The sequence below is a fragment of the Eubacteriaceae bacterium ES3 genome, from assembly GCA_030586155.1.
Lineage (GTDB): Bacteria > Bacillota > Clostridia > Eubacteriales > Eubacteriaceae > Acetobacterium.
Map to the genome: position 1 here is coordinate 2,125,930 of CP130741.1, position 21,846 is coordinate 2,147,775.

Annotated in this window: 20 protein-coding genes; 4 read left to right on the forward strand and 16 right to left on the reverse strand. The window is 38.2% G+C overall.

The window, feature by feature from the left end; all coding sequences use genetic code 11:
• Positions 1–16: 16 nt before the first annotated feature.
• The 9 genes from Q5O24_09680 to Q5O24_09720 all read right to left on the reverse strand — a co-directional run bounded on the left by Q5O24_09680 (position 17) and on the right by Q5O24_09720 (position 10,661).
• On the reverse strand, positions 17–742 hold the full coding sequence (locus Q5O24_09680) for a SprT family zinc-dependent metalloprotease (protein WKY46647.1): 726 nt from the start codon (positions 740–742) through the stop codon (positions 17–19).
• Between the two features lie 9 nt (positions 743–751).
• Positions 752–3,907 carry a type I restriction endonuclease subunit R gene (locus tag Q5O24_09685; GenBank protein ID WKY46648.1) on the reverse strand — a complete coding sequence of 1,052 codons (3,156 nt, stop codon included), beginning with the start codon at positions 3,905–3,907 and terminating at the stop codon, positions 752–754.
• 22 nt (positions 3,908–3,929) lie between these two features.
• Positions 3,930–5,198 (reverse strand): restriction endonuclease subunit S, encoded by a 1,269-nt coding sequence (locus Q5O24_09690; protein WKY46649.1) that lies wholly within the window; start codon positions 5,196–5,198, stop codon positions 3,930–3,932.
• Between the two features lie 13 nt (positions 5,199–5,211).
• Positions 5,212–6,741: a type I restriction-modification system subunit M gene (locus Q5O24_09695; protein ID WKY46650.1), complete on the reverse strand. Its 1,530-nt coding sequence runs from the start codon at positions 6,739–6,741 to the stop codon at positions 5,212–5,214.
• Between the two features lie 47 nt (positions 6,742–6,788).
• Positions 6,789–7,358: a restriction endonuclease subunit S gene (locus tag Q5O24_09700; GenBank protein WKY46651.1), complete on the reverse strand. Its 570-nt coding sequence runs from the start codon at positions 7,356–7,358 to the stop codon at positions 6,789–6,791.
• A gap of 169 nt (positions 7,359–7,527) precedes the next feature.
• A complete protein-coding gene (locus tag Q5O24_09705; protein ID WKY46652.1) occupies positions 7,528–7,857 on the reverse strand; it encodes a hypothetical protein in 330 nt (109 codons plus the stop codon).
• A 108-nt stretch (positions 7,858–7,965) separates the two neighbouring features.
• The gene (locus tag Q5O24_09710; GenBank protein ID WKY46653.1) at positions 7,966–8,247 is read right to left on the reverse strand and encodes a DUF4314 domain-containing protein; all 282 of its coding nucleotides are present in this window, start codon (positions 8,245–8,247) and stop codon (positions 7,966–7,968) included.
• The gene (locus tag Q5O24_09715) at positions 8,244–9,911 is read right to left on the reverse strand and encodes an antirestriction protein ArdA (protein WKY46654.1); all 1,668 of its coding nucleotides are present in this window, start codon (positions 9,909–9,911) and stop codon (positions 8,244–8,246) included. The genes Q5O24_09710 and Q5O24_09715 overlap by 4 nt, the downstream gene beginning before the upstream one ends.
• A gap of 75 nt (positions 9,912–9,986) precedes the next feature.
• Positions 9,987–10,661 (reverse strand): hypothetical protein, encoded by a 675-nt coding sequence (locus tag Q5O24_09720; GenBank protein WKY46655.1) that lies wholly within the window; start codon positions 10,659–10,661, stop codon positions 9,987–9,989.
• A gap of 489 nt (positions 10,662–11,150) precedes the next feature.
• Here Q5O24_09720 and Q5O24_09725 point away from each other — a divergent pair, with 489 nt between their 5' ends.
• The 3 genes from Q5O24_09725 (at position 11,151) to Q5O24_09735 (ending at position 13,888) form a co-directional block, all read left to right on the forward strand.
• On the forward strand, positions 11,151–11,687 hold the full coding sequence (locus tag Q5O24_09725; protein WKY46656.1) for a transposase: 537 nt from the start codon (positions 11,151–11,153) through the stop codon (positions 11,685–11,687).
• 148 nt (positions 11,688–11,835) lie between these two features.
• Positions 11,836–13,095: a DDE-type integrase/transposase/recombinase gene (locus Q5O24_09730; GenBank protein ID WKY46657.1), complete on the forward strand. Its 1,260-nt coding sequence runs from the start codon at positions 11,836–11,838 to the stop codon at positions 13,093–13,095.
• A complete protein-coding gene (locus tag Q5O24_09735; GenBank protein WKY46658.1) occupies positions 13,088–13,888 on the forward strand; it encodes an AAA family ATPase in 801 nt (266 codons plus the stop codon). The genes Q5O24_09730 and Q5O24_09735 overlap by 8 nt, the downstream gene beginning before the upstream one ends.
• Before the next feature lie 173 nt (positions 13,889–14,061).
• Here the strand turns inward: Q5O24_09735 and Q5O24_09740 are convergent, their stop codons facing one another.
• Complete coding sequence (locus Q5O24_09740) at positions 14,062–14,901, reverse strand: aldo/keto reductase (protein ID WKY46659.1); 840 nt, start codon at positions 14,899–14,901, stop codon at positions 14,062–14,064.
• Between the two features lie 158 nt (positions 14,902–15,059).
• Here Q5O24_09740 and Q5O24_09745 point away from each other — a divergent pair, with 158 nt between their 5' ends.
• A complete protein-coding gene (locus Q5O24_09745; GenBank protein WKY46660.1) occupies positions 15,060–15,938 on the forward strand; it encodes a LysR family transcriptional regulator in 879 nt (292 codons plus the stop codon).
• Positions 15,939–16,194: 256 nt separating this feature from the next.
• Here the strand turns inward: Q5O24_09745 and Q5O24_09750 are convergent, their stop codons facing one another.
• From Q5O24_09750 to cobS, 6 genes are all read right to left on the reverse strand, one after another.
• The gene (locus Q5O24_09750; protein ID WKY46661.1) at positions 16,195–16,446 is read right to left on the reverse strand and encodes a DUF4085 family protein; all 252 of its coding nucleotides are present in this window, start codon (positions 16,444–16,446) and stop codon (positions 16,195–16,197) included.
• Between the two features lie 29 nt (positions 16,447–16,475).
• Positions 16,476–16,859, reverse strand: a complete 384-nt coding sequence (locus Q5O24_09755; GenBank protein WKY46662.1) for a hypothetical protein — start codon at positions 16,857–16,859, stop codon at positions 16,476–16,478.
• A gap of 357 nt (positions 16,860–17,216) precedes the next feature.
• Complete coding sequence (gene rlmD, locus Q5O24_09760; protein ID WKY46663.1) at positions 17,217–18,587, reverse strand: 23S rRNA (uracil(1939)-C(5))-methyltransferase RlmD; 1,371 nt, start codon at positions 18,585–18,587, stop codon at positions 17,217–17,219.
• 99 nt (positions 18,588–18,686) lie between these two features.
• A complete protein-coding gene (locus Q5O24_09765; protein WKY46664.1) occupies positions 18,687–19,073 on the reverse strand; it encodes a metal-dependent transcriptional regulator in 387 nt (128 codons plus the stop codon).
• Positions 19,054–20,952 carry a YgiQ family radical SAM protein gene (locus Q5O24_09770; protein ID WKY46665.1) on the reverse strand — a complete coding sequence of 633 codons (1,899 nt, stop codon included), beginning with the start codon at positions 20,950–20,952 and terminating at the stop codon, positions 19,054–19,056. Before Q5O24_09770 ends, Q5O24_09765 begins: the two co-directional genes overlap by 20 nt.
• Positions 20,953–20,973: 21 nt before the next feature.
• Positions 20,974–21,747: an adenosylcobinamide-GDP ribazoletransferase gene (cobS, locus tag Q5O24_09775; protein WKY46666.1), complete on the reverse strand. Its 774-nt coding sequence runs from the start codon at positions 21,745–21,747 to the stop codon at positions 20,974–20,976.
• Positions 21,748–21,846: the final 99 nt, after the last annotated feature.

Sequence of the window (21,846 nt, forward strand, 5' to 3'; positions counted from 1 at the left end):
CCCTTTCTTTTAAATGTTATAATTCCCTTACAATTTCCTCATCCAGTATCTCTTTTCTCTGTTTCCAATCCGGCATTAGAGATGTAATGAAATCATAAAAGTCGTTGTCATGATATCTGTATTTAAAGTGAGCCAACTCATGAAGTACCACGTAGTCAATGCATAGCTTCGGTGCTTTAATCAGTTCACTATTCAGAAGAATTGACTTTTTTTCCGGGGTACAGGACCCCCAGCGAGCTTTCATAGTTCTAATAAGAATCTCAGGTTTTTCGATCCCATATTTTTCAACTGCTGAATACACTCTTTGAAGACTTTCCGAAAATTTCTCTATTGCCTTTTCTCTGTACCAAGCATTAATCAGTTTTTCTTTTCGGTTGTAATCCTGTTTGTCCTTAACGGTTAAATAAAGGTAACCTCTGTAGTATTTAACCCCTTCACTTTCAGAAGTTTCTTCAACTTTTAAACGGTACTGTTTTCCCAAATACTTAAATGTTTCGCCACTTAAATATACCTTCTCTTCAGCATGTTCCGATTGCACATCCTTAAAGTAACCAATATTTTTGATAATCCACGAAGCTTTTGATTTTACAAAACTAATAATATAATCAATGGGAACTTTTTCATTAGCTGATACAACCACGGTCATATCTGGCTTCACATTGAGATTGATGTTCTTGACATTTTTTCGTTCTAAATCAAATTCAATGATTTTCCCACCATAGATGATTGAATGCCTTTCCATAACCGTCACCTAATACCTTCTGAGTGCAACAGTTTTAATATTCTCAATCATTGCATCGATTTGACCAAAGGTCATTTTAGGAAAATGTTTCTTTTTCACCAAATATAGCAATCCGTCAATCTCTTGAGAAATCTTTTTATGCACATCAGGATTGTCATGCCAATCAACTTTACTATGTCTTTCAATGATCATGTCCACATCTGTCGCAATATCCGCTAAAATGCCTTCGTAATTGTAAATAGGACTATCTTCCGCTGCCATATTAGCCTGTTCATTTTCCTGATAAGAGTTGTCTTCTAAAACCTCTTTGATCACCCCATAAAATGCCTGAGCATGAATATTGTGTTTGATTTTTTCCGGATATGTCGTACCTGAATAACCTTTTCTGAAATCATTCATGACTGAACGCATCTTTTCAAGGTACTCAGCCTCAGAAATTCTCTTTTCTTTATACTGTTCGATGATCTCTTCGATACGTTCCGAGAACTTTTTGTAATAGGTTGGGTTTTCATCCCACTTTTCACTGATTCGCTTGGTCATCCTCGTTCTTATTGCATCTGCTTTTGATCTCGGTGATCCAAGGCGCATTAACTCATCTTCAAATTCTTTCTCGTTTAAGATATCTACTGGTGCAGTAATTTGAATTATATCCTCTGCTGCAATATAGGTATCCATCAGATTTCTCATTTTTGCTTCATACTCTTTATGATCAATCGTATCCGAATATCTAAGCTTAACAGACGCTCTAAGTTCTTGATAAAACTTAAGTTCACGCTTATATAACTTGATATCCTCTTCGCCAAGGGCATTGTAAACATGCTCAGACTCAAGCGCTATACCAAAATACTTCCCAAAATTACTAAGCTCACCATAAAAATCATTGCGGATAGCTTCATCGGCAAGTAACAATTCATATTCTTCCTTATCTTGCTTATTCTTAATGCCTTTGAAGATAGCAACCGCATTAGAATATGACTCCCTTAACTTCCCTACAATACTAATTACATCAACTAATGCCCCCTCAAGGTCTTTGCCATCAAAATTCTCAAGACCAGCACCAGAATATGTTCTCATAGCTGAATCCAGTTCTTCAATCAATCCTCTGTAATCAACAATCAAACCAAAGTCTTTACCTTCATAAAGACGATTCACCCTTGCTATTGCCTGTAATAAAGTATGTTCTTTCATTGGCTTATCGACATATAGCACAGATGCTCTTGGTGCATCAAATCCTGTAAGAAGCTTATCAACGACAATTAATATCTCAAGTTCGTCGCCATCTATGAATTCGCTTTTCATATGCTCTTCATACTTCTGTGGATCATTATACGCTTCCGTCATTTTATTCCAGAATTTAAGCACACGATCTTTCGGCTCTTCGTCAACTTCATCGTATCCTTCTCGCTGGTCCGGAGGTGAAATAACGATTGCTGTTTTCAAATCACCAAATTCGTCAAATGACTCTTTATAGCGAATAGCATCAAACTTTGAAGCTGTTGCCAACATGGCCTTAGCATAAGTATCTTTGTAAAACTTTGTATAATGCACATATATATCATCTGCAATCAGTCTTATTCTTTGCTCTGATGAAGCAATCGCTTCAAATTTACTCCATTTTTTCTTGAGTTCTTCTGCTTGCTTCTCTGATATATTACGTGTAATCATTTCGATACGTTTATCTATGGCATTTCTGTTTACGGTTTGTTCGACAAGTCTACCTTCATATAACAAGGGCACTATCGCACCATCTTCAACACCATCTTTGATAGTGTACTTGTGAATCATACGACTACCGAATTTAGACATAGTACTTTTATCTTTTTTCATCAACGGTGTTCCGGTAAAGCCCAGATAACATGCGTTTGGAAAGACTTTCTTCATTTTAATATGAAGTTCTCCATATTGTGTTCTATGGGATTCATCTATTAATACAAAGATATCTTTCGACTTAACCGGTTCTTGGTGTTTCGAGGCAGTATCAAATTTGTGAACTAAAGATGTAATGATATCCGCTCCATTGCTATTAATCAGATCGACCAGATTCCTTCCACTTGTTGCTTTTTCAGCTCTAAGTCTAGAATGATTGAAGGTTTGATGAATTTGACTATCCAGCTCAATCCTATCTGTTATAACAAGAACTTGAGGATGTACGGCAGCAAGCTCTGATAAAATATATCTTGCCAACATCACCATGGTAAGTGACTTTCCAGAACCCTGCGTATGCCAAACAACACCAGATTGGCGGTTACCATTTTTATCAGATTCTTGTATTGTCTTTATGATTTCCTTTATAGCAAAGTACTGCTGATAACGAGCAATTTTTTTTATGTTCTTATCATACAAGGTGAAGAATTTTATTAGTTCAACTATACGCTTAGGATGAAATATTGAAACAATGTTCTTGTCTTGAGTCGTTGGGATTCTGCCATTTACAGCATTGGAAAGCGTCTCTTCAAACCATTTGTACTCATCTGATTCTTCATCTTCTTTCCATACAGACCAGAATTTCTTTGGTGTACCTGTAGTAGAATATTGCGTCTCATTTTTATTGGTTGCCATTACAATCTGAACAAACTTAAAGAGTTGTGGAACAAATTCTTTCCCCTGATTTCTTAGCATTTGACTGATGCCCTGTGCTATAGAAATACTGGCTTTCTTACATTCAATTACACCGAAGGGTATACCATTGATAAAGGTCACGATATCCGGTCTAACTGTACCTTGCCCATCTTCCCGCTCAACAGAAAATTCTTCAACAACATGGAATACATTATTTTCAGGATGTTCCCAATCAATATAATTCAAGTTAAATGATTTCGTACCATCCATTTCTGAAAGATTCTCTGGATAACTTCGCCCCAAAACCAATGAGTCAAAAATCTTCTCATTAGTTTTGATCAAACCATCCGTCAGGGCTTCATCAATATCTAACATCGCTTGCTGAATGTTCTTCTCAGAAAATTTGTACTTCTTGCCTTTGAATTCAAAGCCATTTATTTCATTCAATCGATCATAAAGCACTTCTTTTAGAATAACATTGTATAGATTCCCACGCATTTGTTCTGCTTTTTCAGGTGGAATAATGGTATAACCTATCGTATTCAATACCTCAAGCGCGGGAATCTGCGATATATTCAATTCATCATATTCATTAAATTTCAACACTTTTATTCCTCCCTATAGAACACTAATCAATACGACATATCCCATTTATCAATATTCTCTTATACGTCTCATATTGATTTTCTAATTCGTTTATCTCATTAGTTCTTATTTTCTCTTCAAGGCTCAATTTATCCATTAATCTAACAAGGGTTTTGAGTTCGTCTTTATTACTAGGAATCAATAGTTTTCCAGATAGAAATTTAGTGTTTGAAATATTAATTGTATTTTTTGCCCCCTTCGTAGCAAGTGGTTTTAAATATCTATCTGCATTTTCCGCCAAACTAAAATAGTGATGGATAAACCTTCCCAAATCTTTGTTTGCTGGTGAGAAAACGCCATATAATGGTGACACAATAACTTCGGATTCCAACATACTTTGCTTAATTATTCCAAACGGATACTTACCTGTCGGACTCTTTGTATAAACAATATCATCTGGTTTGACCTTATTGTATTTCGAAGTGTCTTCTGCTGCATAACTCTTCCCTAAATGCTCTATCTGATTAACCAATCCATTATTAACTGTAACTGAAAAAACCTCGTATTCACCACTGTTTTTTTCTTTATGCTCAACTAAAATATCTTTAAGTTTCGTCAATCTCCATTTTTCATTATAACTACAAACTCTTTTCTTTCCACTATACAGACTATGTATCAACCACCTTTTCTTTTCATGCTTTAGGTTTAACATTTTCTTTTTTAATTCTATTCTTTGTTCAAGTAATTTGAGAATATCTACGATTTCTCTTTGTATATTGATTTCTGGTAATGGAATTCTTAGATTCAAAAATTCTTCTTGGTTTAATGTTTTATTACGTCCTGCTCCTCCAGGTGAAGCAAGTTTTAGTAGGTTTACCCCCATTTCTGTTCTAAAGAATAACGTCAAATATGCTGTACTAATTACTGAATCCTTTGACTTGAACATTGGAAAGCGATGTGATGCTACGAATCCCTTATCTATCCCAGAAGTAGAAGCTACAGCTTGTTCCCATGCAAAAACAATATTTACTATAAAGCAATCTGGTTCTACCCAGAATATTGACTTACTTCCAATTTCCCTACCAGTGACAGCATCTTTGAAGAAAATACCTTTTCCATGCGACCGTATTCCAATCTGATAATAAATTTGTTCCTCCTTAACTTCAACTCTATTATTCACTTTTTCAAGAACATCTTTTAATTTCACAAGTTTCCAAGCGGATGGATATATAACACCCCTGTACCGCTTATAACCTGTAGGAATATCTTTTTCATTAAACTTTCTTATTAGGTGTTTCAATTTTTCTGACAAACCAACCCCTCCATTACAGTTCTAGTTTTTTTAAAAAATCATCGATTTGTTTTTCAACTTCATCTAACTCAATTTTAGTTTTTCTAATATTTTCATTTATTTCATCGATATCCCCAATCTCAACCTCATCAAATGTATCTACATATTTGGGTATATTCAAGTCATAATTATTTTTTATTATTTCACTATATGAAGCAACATGAGATAATTTATCAAGCACTTGATAGTTTTCATATATATGGACAATTCGCTGTATATCTTCTTCACGAAGTTTATTCTGATTTTTTCCTTTTTCATAATATTCTTCGCCAGAAGCATCTACAAATAAAATATCTTTTCTATCACGATTTTGCTTAAAGACTAAAATACATGCAGGTATACCTGTTCCAAAAAATAAGTTAGACGGCAGTCCTATTACTGCATCCAATAAATTCATTTCAATAATTTGCTGTCTAATTTTACTTTCACTGGCTCCTCTAAAAAGAACACCATGAGGTAATACAACGCCCATTCTTCCGCCTTCAGCCAGAGAATGAAGCATGTGTAGAACAAATGCATAATCACCTTTTGATTTTGGTGGTACCCCCCAACTGAAGCGCTTGTATTGATCTGCTGCTTCGGTCATACTGAATTCTTTGCTATCACCATCTCCGGCAAATCCAGTTGCCCATTTATCCAGTGAAAACGGTGGGTTTGCAACAACCACTTGGAATTTCATCAACTTGTCGTTTTCCAAATGTTTTGGATTAGATAACGTATCTCCCCATTCAATCTTCGCATCATCAATTTTATGCAAGAACATGTTCATTCTACAAAGCGAATGTGTTTGTCCATTTCTTTCTTGACCATATATCTGCGCTTTACCATTTGGAACTTTTGCAAATGCCTTTATCAACAACGATCCCGAACCACAAGTCGGGTCATAAATACGATCATTTTCTTCAGGTTTTACCAATCTTGACAGAAGTTCTGATACTTCAGCTGGCGTAAAAAATTCGCCGCCTTTCTTACCAGCATCTGATGCAAAGTTTCCAATCATGTATTCATAGGCATTGCCTATGACATCATCACCTATCAGTCTTGAGGGTCTTAAATCGAGATCTTTAAAGTCTTCCAAAAGATTTTTAAGCATTGTATTACGTTCTTTTGTACTACCAAGTACTGCTTCAGAGTTAAAGTCAATATTTTTGAACACACCTCTCAGCTTCGTCTTGTTTTCTTCTTCTACATGCTCTAGTGCCATATTGATTATTTCACCGACATTGGTTTGATTTCTTTTATCGTAAATATAATCAAATGTTGATCTTTCATCGAGGACAAATCGTTCGTATCGCATTTGTCTTTCAACCATTTCAACATCACCCTCGTACTTTTCCATCATAGCTTCTCTATGTTCTTTATAGATATCACTTACATACTTAATAAATAGCATTACCAGAACATAGTCTTTGTATATTGATGAATCAATCTTTCCTCTGAAAGTGTCGCATGCTTTCCAAAGTGTTCCATTGACTTCTTCCTGAGATAATTTATTAATAGTCATTTCTAATCCTCCAAATTCATATCACATTTTAGTTCAACATTTGTTAATCAAAACAGGTTTTTCATGATTGCATCGTGGTACCTATTCTTTTCTTCTACCAATAACTGTAATAAGTGCTTTTCTCTCATAATCAGCTTACTCACCTTTATGATCTGCCTTTGTTTTTCTACTTCTTGCATTGGGATCTCCAATTCTCTTAGCATACTTGTTTTGATTATTTGAATTGTAGATCCAACGGCGCTCCTAGCATAAACTTTCTTGATATACTGGCTATTCAGGTATATTCCTAAATACTCCTGATGAAAAAGATCTGATTCAACACGTACTATTGCAAATAAAGATGGTACAAGATAACCTTCATCATCTTCACTTATAGTGATTGCTGTATTGGGACTACTAAGCCTAATGATAATATCTCCAGCTCGAGTTAAATACTTTTTATCCAGATCCTCAGCACTAACGAATAATTCCAGCTCATCCTTATTTAGCCAACCTCCAGAATCAAAACTCTTCAAAGTGAGCATCTGATATTCTTTTACTATTTCTTCTTCTTGCTCAGCTTGCTTTCGCCTTACGACCAGCCCGGAATTTATTGAAGCGATATCATTTAACTTCATGTTATCTAATTTCACAACACGCATCACCCCTTTGTCATTTTTAACCTACAACAATATTTCTTTTTTAGTTTAAACCTCTCGTCAAAAATTGTCAATCATTTTCACGATATTTTTTGTCGTAGTTCAAAAATAACTTTTCAAGTTGTGCATATCAGCCCACGCTCTTACTTTACAGTCTATCAAAACTACTGCTAAATCGTGGCAAGTAGACAAGCGATTTTGTCAGTCCATCCTTTGCTTCCGCAATCTTTTCAATCCGGCCGCTTAATTGTCGGATGCTTCTCATGACCTCCTGCCTATTGGCAGCGTAATAATAGCCGCCATCATCACTGCAGATTGGGTATCCCTCACACCTGAGTGTATTGACAATGTCTCGTATTTTGCGTCCGCTGATTTGAAGACGCAACGCCAGACTTTTACTTTGTATTGCCTTTCTGGCACCTCTGTGATTATTTCTTAGATAGTTCAGTAATCTTTCATTGATATCTACATGCTCCATCACCTCGACCTCCTTCTCTTTTTCTGCTTGATTACTTTGGGAAATAAAAAAAGGCCGGCTGATTACTGCATGTAGCAGCTTTCAACCGGCCCCATTGGATAGTGGTAATCACATCCCTAAACCTCCTATATTTTGTTCGTTGTCCATGGATTCATCAGGTGTGCCCTTGATGATTTTAAATTGATCTTCGCCGGGTACAAGAGCTAACGTTCTGCCGTTATCCCAAAGAAGATGAATGTTCCCTGCGTCATCCGCGCATTCCACGGTTCCTTTGGTACCGGATTCTATTGGCGCATAAGGATCATCCATATGGATAAGTTCGATTCTTGTACCCATCGGATACTGTTGTTTGATTCTTTCAACCTGCTGCCTTGACATAAAATCGTTCATAGCTTCATTCTTCCCATTGTTTGTGCATGATTTGTAATTCCCAGTTCCTCAGCTATCATGATAGACCAGTCTGTAGGATTCCAAAAACACACGTATATACTGCGATCTGCTGTCTTGATCTCTCTTTGTTCAAAACTTTCTCCAGCGCCGTCAGACGCCTGCCCGGTTATTACTTCTTTGATCTGATTCATTTCCATTTCATTCAGTGGTGCATTCAATGTAAGAATTGCCACACCCATCAACTCACCTTCAACTTCTTCAACTGAGAATTCATATTTGGCAACCTTTGCATTGACACTGTCACATTCATCGTAATAAGCCATCAAGCCACGTTTCGCTTCATTGGGCATCTTGAATTTTTCGAGAGCTTCGACGATATCATCTTCATAAGTAAGAAGTTCATGGGCAGGTATCTCTTCTTCATAATCAGACTGTTCCATGTAGCCATAGTCATTTTCAACATCATACGTGATGGCTCTTAGCGGCATATAAAGTTTCAACTCCGTCACTGAATGCCTTGTGTCTGCTTTCATTCCCAGTTTCTCAGACAACAAGTTTTGTACCACAGGATCAAAACCACGATAGACAATATAGCCCCTGTTTGTAAACGCACCACTCTCATTTTGGATTCTTTGTTCGCCATATCTTTTGAAGTCGATGTATTCTTCCAAGTTTTCATCATATTCGAAGTGACCGGACTCACAAATCATAAAATGACCATAGGCTTCTGGTGACCTAATATCATCGAACAGTTGAAATTCATACAAATGATCCAGTAATACCTCGACTTCTTCAAGGCTTTTTGTCGGTACATAATCCATGAGCTTCTCAAAATAGTTGCTTTCTCTAGCCCCCATTTCTTTGAATTTATTAGAGAATTCATTCAGAAGGATTACTTTCTCTTCCGGCGATTCTTTAGCTGCAATCCATTGGATCAGTTGTTCAGGCAGATAATCACTGTCAATGGTCATGACACAATCGGATAAACTCTCAGTATCCAATCTGCTAACTACTCTCGCGATGGTAGTATCTGGACATGGCATATAAATAAATTCATGATTCCCATCATGCTCAAGTGTAATCGTTGCGACGTCTGGCTTCCAATGATATCTTGGGAAATGATTACCATCATAGAACATTTCCGGTTCATTTCTGTTCTGATAAACAACACCGTAAGGTGTCACCACCTGCATCGGGCTATGGTTCATCAGGTCTTCAACTATGACTCTGCCATCGACAGCATTAAGTTCATCCATCGTTGCACCGCCCGTTTCATTCAGATAGAGATCTCTACCGATTGAATCCAGGTTTTTGAAGTCACTGATGACACTATAGCAATGTGTATTATAGGTCAGGTTAATAAGATCTTTTACATTACCAGCCTCGGTCGCAGCAGCAGAAGCAAAAAAAGTAAGCTTCTCTTTTGCATCAAAGCTGTCCAACCGTTTTGCCAGAAAGTTCAATTCATCAATGTTGCAGAACTTTTCTTTGATTAGCATACTTAAATCAGCATCGCTGGAATCAACGATATGAATCTTCTCCGTAAGCTTTAATCCGATTCCCAAATCATCACAAATATTAATGAGTTGCAGGTCATCTAATGGTAACCAAGCTTCTACCTGATTTTCATGGGTATCCTTTTCTTTTCTGATTGTAAAATACAATTCTCATTCCTCCATTCTCGTTTTCGGGCACAAAAAAAGAGCTACTCTGTCTTCATTAAAAGATTGAGTAACTCTTTAGGATTTCATTTGAAGCACTACTGCTCCGTATTTTGTTATCAGGACTGAATGTATGATTGCTTTAAAGGCACGGTCTCCAATGAGATGTTTATCAGAGATTTCATTCAACTTGATATATTCTTGTCCTCGTTGCAAGGTCTTTGCCATTTGAAATAGGGCATAGCCATCGGTATTGATACCATTCAGGTGCATCCTCTTGAAGTCAAAGCTATCGAGATAAACATAATCCTTGGCGGCACACCACAATTTATCATCGGCAGTTAGAAGAAACAGTGTTGCGAGATACGTCGTTGTCCGGCTTTCAATAGGCTGATTTTGGAATCGGCAGATGGTATTGAATCTGGATTCATGAATCGGATTAAGAAAAAATTCTCCATCATTCTTTCTGATCAAATCAGCAAGCCTTTTCTTAAGTGAATACGAATCACTATTCTCAAAGCATCTTGCAAGTAATTCTTCATAGGAAATATCTCCGGCAGTTATTTGTTCTGACATTGTGTAGCTTTTATTTGTGGCACAATAGTCAGTGATTCGTTTTCTACAATTTCCATGTTGCAAAAACTCAGGTTCATTTCTTATTCTCTGCACCACAATCACCCCGCTTCTTCTTGGTAAAAAATTTGGTACTAGCATCATCAGTTGCTCAAGCTCTTGGAGCTCTGAGCCATACATAAATAGTTTTGACATTTCATTTGTCCTCTCTTTCTCTGTTTTTGGTATAAAAAAGCGGCAAGCTCATTGGTCAAATAGTTGACCGATAAACTTGCCGCTTTTTTATTAAATTTATGACACCAATTTTTAAACTTTATCTACCATAATCTCTTTTGTTACTATCGTTAATTCAATATACGAATTGGTTTCATCTACGAACCCCATTGTGTGCTTCATATCCATTTTGTGTCTTATAAAGCTCTTCATAAACCCACCAGTAACCTTTGACTAACTTGTCCTATTGAGTACCTTTTGCATCATGAAATCTTAATCTGTTATCCACTGTAAGGTTCTGGTGCGAATACAACTATGTTTCCTTTATTATATACTGTTAATTAGCAAATTATAAATGTCAAAAGAGCCCTGAACTAATCAAATTATTCCGGCAAACCTGGCTTTTCAATTATGGTATAATGATTAATCATTAGTCACTTTAAGGAAGCACAAACCATGGTTCATCTGGAACACTTTTCTGACCACCCGCTGGATTATATCACCGAATTCTACACCACTGAAAGAGTTCGTATTGACAGCTGTCCACATTGTTACACCCGCCATCGACTTCATCTTCATGGTATCTATCACCGGCATGTGATCTGGTATGAGGATGTCTTCTCCATTCCGGTCCAACGTCATTACTGTATTCATTGCGGTAAGACAGTCAGTGTCCTGCCTTCTTTCTGTCATCCAGGATTTCAGCTGGCGCTTCCATTTCTGCTGGAACTGCTTTGGGCCTTCTTTAACGGGGCTCATTATGCCAATACTTTAGCGCATCAGCATCGTCGCTTTATCACCCGGCGTTTTTTACTTTGTCTGAACCGGCTGATTGAATTTTTTCGCATCTGCCATGATCCTTTAATCGACTTTCCTGATTTTTGGCATAAAAAAGCCATAAAGCTTCTTGAAATGGTCTACTCGGTGGGCAAGCCCCCCATCTTCGGCAAAAGATATCACGATCATTTTAAGAAAGGATTTATGGCACATTAATTGTACCATCCTTCCGCATTTTTTTGAAGAACTATTTAGCCCACAGAGCTTTTGCTTTGCCTTTTATCCATTGATCCGTTATGCTCTATTTACTGAGTTTTATGGATCCTTAAAACCTCAATTCTTTAAAAACGGAGGTTTTTTTACAATGACTGAAAAAGACAAAGAACTGATTGCTTTATTTCGCTATGGCCTGATTGCGCCATTGCTTACGGATACCGTCTCGTCCCACGCCGCTTATCTGGATGAGATCAGTGCCAAAACCCATGATGTTCCGCATTATGGCACGCGCACCTACAACCGCAAAACCCTGCTGGAATGGCTCCGTCTGTACCGGCGTCATGGTTTTGATGCGCTCAAGCCCAAGGTTCGGACAGACAAGGGTTCTTCCCGGGCTTTATCAGCGGAATCGACTAAACTGCTCCTTACGTTACGAACGGAAAACATCCATTTATCGGTGAAGTTGTTCCATGAGTGGCTCATTCATGAAGGGCACTTCACCAGCTCTGACTGTTCCTATTCCACAGTGTATCGGCTGCTGAAAAAACATCAGCTGTTAAAGCCATCCCAGACGGATACGGCTGACCGCCGCCGTTTTGCCCATGTTGATATCAACACCCTGTGGCAGACCGATGTTTCCCACGGCCCATATCTGACTCTTAACGGTAAAAAGCGCAAAACCTATCTGATCGCTTTTATCGATGATGCTTCCCGGCGAATTACCGGGGCTCAGTTCATGCTGGCTGAAAAGAATGAAGATCTCCTTCATGTCCTTAAATCTGCTTTACTTACCTGTGGCAAGCCCACCATGCTTTATGCTGATAATGGCAAGATTTTCCGTTCTCACCAACTGAATACTTCCTGTGCCACTCTGGGCATTGCACTGGTCAATACCAGACCTTACGATCCCAAAAGCAAAGGCAAAATCGAGCGCTTTTTCAAAACCGTCCGCAGTCGTTTTTATCCGCTTTTGACGGATTCCGACCTGATGGATCTGGATGTCCTCAACCAGCGCTTTGAGGCCTGGCTGGCCCGGGATTATCATCATAAGCTTCATTCAAGTCTCAATGAAGCACCGATGGTCTTTTATATGCGGGGGAGCGACCGAATCAAACATTTCTCTGATCCCCGGATCATTGATGAAGCCTTTCTGATCCGGGCAACCAGAAAGGTCAAGTCGGATGCCACCATTTCGCTGCACAACGCCCTTTTCGAAGCTTCGCCAATGTTTATCGGCAAGAGCGTGGATATCCGCTATCCCAATGAATGCCCTGATGAGATCTATCTTTATGAAAACAGTGTCCGGATTCTTACCTGCAAAAAAGTCATCATGGCGGACAATGCCATTGCCAAACGCAATAACAATGTTATCAGCTACAGCACGTTAGGCGGTGTTCCTCATGTATAAATCATTTTTCGGGTTCCGGCAGGCACCCTTTGACAAAAGCATTGATTCATCGATGCTCTTTCAGTCCGAAGCTTACAGGGAAGTTCTGGCCCGACTGGATTATCTCAAAACCACCAAAGGTTTTGGTCTGATTACCGGTGACCCCGGGGTTGGTAAAACATCGACCCTGCGGGTCTTTGCCGACAATTTGAATCCGTCCTTATATAAGGTCATGTATTTCCCGATGTCTTCCGGAACAACTATGGACTTTTACCGGGGTCTGGCCTTTTCGCTCGGGGAACAGCCGAAATTCCGCAAAGTGGAGCTGTTCTTTCAGATTCAGAACGCGATTATCGATCTTTATGATAAGCGCCGCATCACGCCTGTCTTTATCCTCGATGAGATGCAGTCGGCTTCAGCTCAGTTTCTTCACGATCTGAGCATCATTTTTAACTTTGACATGGACAAACGCAATCCTTTTATTCTGATACTCACCGGTTTACCAACGCTGGCCAACCGCCTGGCTTTAAACCAGAACCGTTCGCTGGATCAGCGGCTGGTGACCCGTTTTCATTTTTCACCACTGACACCGGATGAGGTCAGAGACTATATCAAACACCGCTTTAAACATGCCGGTGTTTCACGAAATCTGATCAACGAGAATGCTTATGCAGCTATTTCGTCTTCGACTGGCGGTTATCCTCGATTAGTCGGCAATCTCGTTACCCAATGTCTGATTCTCGCCTTTCAAAAGCAAACTGATCTCATCGATGAAGAGATTGTTTTTGCCGCTTCGGCAGAAGCCGGGATTTAACGCCTGACAGCGTTATCTCCCTTTTTTTCTGGAAAAATGGAACGTGATTATGTGATTAAAAACGAGATTTATATTCTTAATAAGCCATTATTTTCGCATTATTTCTTCCTTTTTCATCCGATTTATTGTGACTAATTCAGTCCGAAATAATGTGAAAATTTACACTAATCACCTCATATATCCTCTTTTAATTCCATGGTTGCATAACTTGTCAATAACTCCGGTGATGCTTGATAATAACGAATTTCTTTATTAATTTTAGATATTTCATCCATTTCTTCGCTCGTCAGTTCAAAATCAAAAATGTTAAAGTTGTCACGGATATGCTCAGGATTTTTTGATCCCGGAATCACAATATTGCCCCTCTGTACATGCCATCTCAGAATAATCTGTACATTGCTCTTAGTATATTTCTTGGCTAGTTCAGTAAATACCGGTTCTTCAATCAATGCTTTATCTCCGTGCCCCAGCGGGAACCATGCCATTAGCCCCATATGGTTTTCTTCCAGTATCTCTTTAATCATCGTTGCTGGATAATAAGGATGCGCTTCATCCTGAACCATGTGCGGTTTAATCTCCATCGTTTCGATTGCTTCTTTTAACAGTTCATTAGGAAAGTTAGAAAGACCGATTGCCTTCACTTTGCCCTCTTTATAGGCTTCTTCTATTGCCTTGTAACCTTCTCTCCAATTATCAGTTGGCTGATGTAAAAACAGAAGATCTAAATAATCCGTGCCTAACCTTTTTAAGGTTTCATCAATAGCATTTTTCTTTTTGTACACTGTCGGCCAGAGTTTTGTTACAACAAAAATATCCTCACGTGATACCCCACTGTTTTTAATCCCCCTTCCTGTAGCACTTTCATTCATATAGCCATTAGCAGTATCAATCAAGCGAACACCGCCTCTTAGCGCACTTTCCACTGCCACTTCTGCTTCATCAGGTGATAATGTAAACACACCAATTCCTGCCTTTGGCATTCTGTTTCCATTACTCAAAATAAAGTATTCCATTGTCTACGCTCCTTTAAATCTTAAATTCATATAATTATAGTTCATATATGCATTTCATTTTTATTATACCTATTTCTTCTTTACTTCTACATTTTAAATGTTTATATCTTGTAGGTCTACTGCCTTTCATTTATAATGGTATAAACAGCAGTTATACAATGGGAGGTGTGAAATTGATTGAAATATATTTGTTAGAGCAATTGGTTACTTTTGCAAGATGTGGAACGCTCTTAAAAGCATCCGAAGAATTACATATATCTCAACCTGCTCTAAGCAGATCCATGAAGAAAATCGAGCAAGAATTCGGGGTTTCTCTTTTTCATAGGGAAAATAGTAAAATATCATTAAACGAAACCGGAAAGGTAGCAGTAGAATATGCAGTAAGAGTTCTGGCATCCAATCAAGAACTTATTCAGCGAGTGCTTTCTTATGACCGAAGTCTTCGGACCATTCATATCGGTGCATGTACACCATTTCCGTTGAATGAGTTAATCCCTGTCTTGCAGGAGCAATTTATCGGAAAAACTATTTCCTCCGAAATTGAAAATGATCCTATACTTATTTCAGGCTTAAAAAACAATCTTTACCAATTGGTCATATTACATGAAAAGCCAGAAGATAAAACATTGTTTATACAACGGTATCTTGAAGAACAACTTTATATTTCTATACCAGAGGACCATCCGCTTGCAACACAAGACTACGTTTCATTCCAAGATCTTCTGGGAATTCGTATCTTAGTAAGTGGCGGTGTGGGCTTTTGGATGAATGTGTGCAAAGAAAAACTATCATCCTCAGATCTTCTTGTTCAAAGCAATATGGATGCTTTGACAGAACTTGTTGAAGCTTCATCACTTCCTATTTTCAACTCTGATCAGATGCTTAAGCGTGGCTATGATATCCCTGATCGTATTTCTATACCAATCAATGATGATAAATCGCATGTAACCTATTACATAGCTTGCCTTGCGTCCGAAAAGTATAAATACAGCTCCGTATTTAATTCTGTTCGTTCTACATTGTTACGAAGCAAATAAATATCTTCAACACTCAAGTTCAGTTCTTATTCTCTACACTACAATTACCCCGCTTTTCTTTGGCAAATCATTTGGTACCAGCATCATCAGTTGCTCAATCTCTTAGCTCTCAGAATCATACATAAATACTTTTGACATTTTATTTAACCTATCTTTCTCTTCTTTTTGGGTATATAAAAACGGCAAGGTCATTGGTCAAATAATTGACCGATAAACTTGCCGCTTTTTATTTAATTTATAACCCCAATATTTAAACTTAATCAACCGCTATATCTTTTGCTACTATCGTTAATTCAATATACGAATTGGTTTCATCTGCGAACATCATGTGTGCTTCATATCCATCTTGTGTTTTATAAAGCTCTTCATAAATCCACCAGCAACCATCAACTGACTTGTCCTCTTGAATAACTTTTGCATCATGAAATCTTAGTCTGTTTTCCTCTGTAAAACCTCCGCTGGGATCCAAGAGAATCGTGATATCATTCGTTTTCTCCACGCTTAGCACTTTGCAATCATGAAATCCAAAGTGCTTTCTTAAGTTCTCGGGAATATTTTCTGCTTGTTGTGCTGCTGAAAATCAACAAGTTGCTGCTCTACTTTGATTTCATTTCTCCTACTAATTTGTTTAAGCTTCTGAATGATATCCTTCGTACTATATCCCAAAGCAAACACTCTTGGATCAGCAATTTGCTTATATATATCCTCAGGTATTTTCTTTCCATTTTCTTTCATCAACAACTTTTGCCTATCCGCAAATTCAATCTTGCATTTTTGAATATCAAAAGGATCTCTATTATCGTATGCCTCAACAAGTTTCCGAATATGTTCCTTCTGTTCTTCCGGCATTTCATATACAATCATATCTTCATCTTGAATTTCTTCGCCGGATATAAACTTGTCAGCCCGAACAAAAGTCATACCATCATCCTCAAATAATTCTCGAGGGTCAATATCGTATATTTCTTTTTCCTGTTTTAGAAAGGCTTTTCTTTATTCTTTTTCAGTCGCAGATAAGTATTTTCATTCAATTCACTTGCATCTTTATGTGCCCGAAGGCCGAAATGCAATCCTGTAAGTTGAGATAAATTGCACCACTCTTTAGTAAGATATCTCATGTCTCATCCCTCATTGGTGACTCTCATTTTTCGTATTATTTTGTGATTCACCCTATGTCATCTATATTTTGCCCTATTTTTAAGGGTCAAAAAACGTCATTTTCCGTGCGTTTTTCGACCCCAGAATCACTCCAAAACCACAACATCTTGTGGTCAAACTCTATTTTTTCGCCTTCGAACCACTATTTGTCATCAGAATTATCGTTTCAACGTGCGTCGTATTAGGGAACAGGTCAACTGGCTGCACTTTCTCAACCTGATAACCAGAATCCGTCAGTATTTTCAAATCTCTGGCCAAGGTCGCCGGGTTACAGGAAACATAGATCACCTTTTTCGTTTTAAGTTCTATAATTTTTTCAAGCAATTCTCCTTCACAGCCTTTACGAGGCGGATCTAGGATAATCAGATCAGGATTATAACCTTCATTTTGAGCAAGTTCCTGTAAAACAATTTCTGATTTTCCCTCAATAAAACGGGCATTTTCAATCTGGTTAAGTCCAGCATTTTCACGGGCATCAAAAATTGCATCTCTTACTACTTCGATTCCTATAACATCCTTAGCCTGTCCTGCAAGATAGAGACCAATCGTGCCTGTTCCACAATAAAGATCGGCTACTGACTGACTGCCATCGAGCCCGGCAAAATCTTTGACCACATTGTAAAGAACTTCAGTCTGACTGGAATTAACCTGAAAAAATGAATTCGGCGAAATCGCAAACTTCAGATCTCCTATTTTTTCGACCAATCGTTTATGTCCCCAAACATGACGGCTTTCGTTCCCCATCACGGTATTTCCTTTTTTCTCATTAAGATTGACAAATATACTTTTCAGATTTGGAATACCCTCTCTTAAAATATCGATGACTGCATCCTTCTGACTGAGTTTTCTTCCGTTTACAATTAGGACAATCATCTGATCTCCTAATAGATTTGTCCGCCATAAAACCCCACGCAGATAGCCCTTATGACTTTTTTCGTTGTAGATACTTAAACCTAAGAGGTCGATCATTTGATTAATACTTTTTATCACAGCTTCTGTATCTGAAGTCTGATTCAGACAATCATTAATCATTACCAAATCATGTGATTTTCTGGCGTAAAAGCCGCAACCTTTTTTGCTGACTTTAAACTGTGCCTTATTTCTATAGCGCTGATGACTTTTCATTCCTGAAATAGGCTCAATCGTTAAAGATTCCATCCCGCCGATTCGTGTCAGGGCATCTCTGACTTTTTTCTCTTTAATTACTAACTGCCCTTCATAACTCATCTCCTGCAACTGACATCCACCGCATTTTAGAGCATATTGACAGGGCGCTTCGACTCGATCTTTCGATGCGCTGATCAATTCAACCATTTGTCCCAATGCGTATGTTTTTTTTATCTGATTAATTTTTATTTCAGCCAAATCGCCGGGCAGACCACCTTCCACAAAAACGATCATATTATCAATTCGGGCTACACCTTCGCCCGTATGAGTAAGGTCAATTATTTCAACCTGATGTTGCGATCCTAACTTTATGCTATTATTCATCTTATTCTCCTTAGTTCTTAATGATTAAAAGCATTGATTATTCATCAATGCTCAGATAAAAAGTATATTTACTTAACAACTTGACACCATCACTACCAGTTATTCTTCAATACTATTTTCCAAAAAAGACTTCATTTTATCAAAGGTTTCTTGACTAATCACATGCTCAATACCGCAGGCATCCTCTTCAGCAACCCGGCAGGAAACACCCAGTACTTCCTGTAAAAAACGTTTAAGCAGACGGTGTTTTTCATAAATATCAGTAGCCAGCTTCTTTCCGGATTCAGTTAAATAAATCTGTCCATAACGCTCATGTTCCACATAACCCATTTCTTTCAGTTTTCGAACTGCATCATTGGCACTGGCCTTACTCACATTCATTGTTGCCGCTAAATCGGTAATTCGTACGCCTCCGCTGTTTTTCTGATACTCCAGATAAATAGCTTCAATATAATCTTCAACTGATTCAGTTAACTTTTTTTCCATGAGTTTTCCTGCTCTTTCTTTTGATATTTTGTGTTTTCTGATTCTTAGACCTATTGGCTTCCCCGGCAATCAGCGCTTTTTTCCCAGTTCCAATCAAATCTTCCCGATAAGAAAGACATAAAGCTTCTTTTACAAGTTTATAGTTTTCTCTCTTTTTAAACTGCCCCAATGCCCGTTGCATTGCCTTTTCTCGTCCTTTTGGAACATAAACAGGTTCCATTGTCAGTGGATCGAGTCCTGTATAGTACATTGCTGTTGCCATGCTTCCCGGCGTTGGATAAAAATCCTGTATTTGCTCCGGCATAAAACCCATATCACGGATATATTCCGCCAGTTTAATCGCATCCTGGAGATTTGTTCCTGGATGACCTGTTATAAAATAGGGTAATACATACTGGTTCTTACCTAACCTATCATTTTCTTTCTTAAAAGATCTCAGGAATTCCTTATAGGTTTCAAAGGACGGTTTTCCCATTATTTGAAGCGCCTCATCAGAAATATGTTCCGGAGCTACCCGGAGCTGCCCGCTGATATGATATTCAACCAACTCTTTTAAAAATTGACGATTTTTGTCAAGTTTAAGGTAATCATAGCGTATCCCCGAACGAATAAACACTTTTTTGACCCCTGGAAGTTTTCTAACTGCCCTTAGAATATCAAGATAGGGTTGATGATTGCCATTCAGATTCTTGCAGGGCTCTGGCGTCAGGCACTCTCTGTTACTACAAGTTCCTTTGGTTTTCTGCCGTTCACATCCTAAATGGGAAAAATTCGCTGTTGGTCCACCAATATCATGGATATAACCTTTAAAATCCGGATCGTTAATCATCCTTTTGGCTTCTCTAACGATTGACTCCTTGCTTCTCATCTGAATCAGTTTACCTTGATGGATGGTAATTGCACAAAAATTGCAATTACCAAAACAGCCGCGATTAGCCATAATACTAAATTTCACCTCAGCTAGGGCTGGTATACCGCCCATCGCATCATAGGATGGATGCCAATTGTAGGTGAAAGGTAAATCATAAAGATCATCAAACTCCAACTGTGTAAGCGGCAATTGAGGAGGATTTTGTACCACCCAAACATCTCCACAGGCTTGAATAAACACCCTTTCATCAAATGGATTGTTAGCCCCTTTCAATGCCTTTGTTGCCAGAGCATATGCTTCTTTGTCTTTGGCAACTTCTTCACAGGATGGCAGCTTTACTACCTGATCAAAATCCAGTTCATTCGTGATAAAAGCGGCTCCCCTAACATAAGTCAAAAACTTGGCTGGAATTCCGGAAGCCAATGCTTCTGCTATCTCAACAATCGCTTTTTCACCCATTCCGAAAACCAGTAAATCAGCCTGTGACTCCACTAAAATTGGCTTTCGAACACAATCTTCCCAATAATCATAATGAGCAAATCGTCTAAGACTGGCTTCAATTCCACCGATAATAATAGGTATATCACCAAAGATAGCTCTGATCTTCTGACAATAAACAATCACCGCCCGGTCAGGTCTTTTTCCGGTTTTACCACCTGGAGAATAAACATCTTCTCGTCGGCTTTTTTTGTTGACCGAATAATGACTAACCATGGAGTCCAGGTTGCCCGCGCTTATCAAAAATCCCAAACGTGGTTTTCCTAAACGTCTGAAATCATCATCTATTTTCCAGTTTGGCTGGGCAATTATCCCTACACTATATCCATGACGCTCCAAAAGTCTGCCAATGATCGCAGCCCCGAAAGAAGGGTGATCAACATAAGCATCTCCGGTCACAATTATAAAGTCACACTCTGACAAACCTTTAGCCTTTAAATCCTTTTTGAACATCGGTAGATAGTCTTTGAAATCAGATTGTTTATTATTTGTTTCGTTCTTTAAATCCATTCAATCCCTTTCATTGGAATTTTAAAAAAAGCCGGTAAAAAATGAAAAATAGGAAGGCAGATTAATCAGTAATATTGTAAAGATCACCATAAAAAAAGTCTGATTCAATTCAATGGTCATCCCAATGGTATCCCCTGTCATCCCGCCAATTTTGCGTTGCAGGTTAAGCATCAGTAATATCCCAGGTATAAAACTCAGCATCACCACTAATAGCCCTGCTACACCCATCATCAGTGTCGAATAGACTAAAAGCATCACAAAATACTCAATAAAATGGATTGGCTTGGTCATCTCAACCAGCCTCTTTCCAAGACCTCCACCGCCACGCGCATAAGTACAAAAACAGGTAGACATAATAGCAGCGGTCCGCCCAAACAAAGGCATAATTAGAAGTGCCTGTGTATATTGTGATACAATTAGTGTCATGGACAGCCAATTTGTCAGCAATAATAAAATCAGTCCAATGGCGCCAAAAGCGCCTAGTCGGCTATCTTTCATGATCACCATCATCTTTTCACGATCCCGGGAAGAAAATAGCGCATCCGTTGTATCCGCAAATCCATCAAGGTGAAGACCACCTGTCAGCCAGATATAGGCAATCATTAAAAGAAGTGCTTCCAGTTCCTTAAAATGAATCATCGAAAGTAAAAATGAAGCCGCGTACAGTACTATTCCTATAAATACCCCAACAAACGGCATTAAAATCATCGAATTATAAAATTCTTCTTCACTAACATCTTTTAATTTAATAGGAATTCTTGTATAAAAAGATATTGCTATCAGTAATTTTCTCATTACCCCTCCTTTAATTATCCAAAACTGCAGATTAAACTATATCATAAAAACAGCAGGTTTAAAATAGACCTCCTATTTAAAACATAAAAAGCGGCAAAA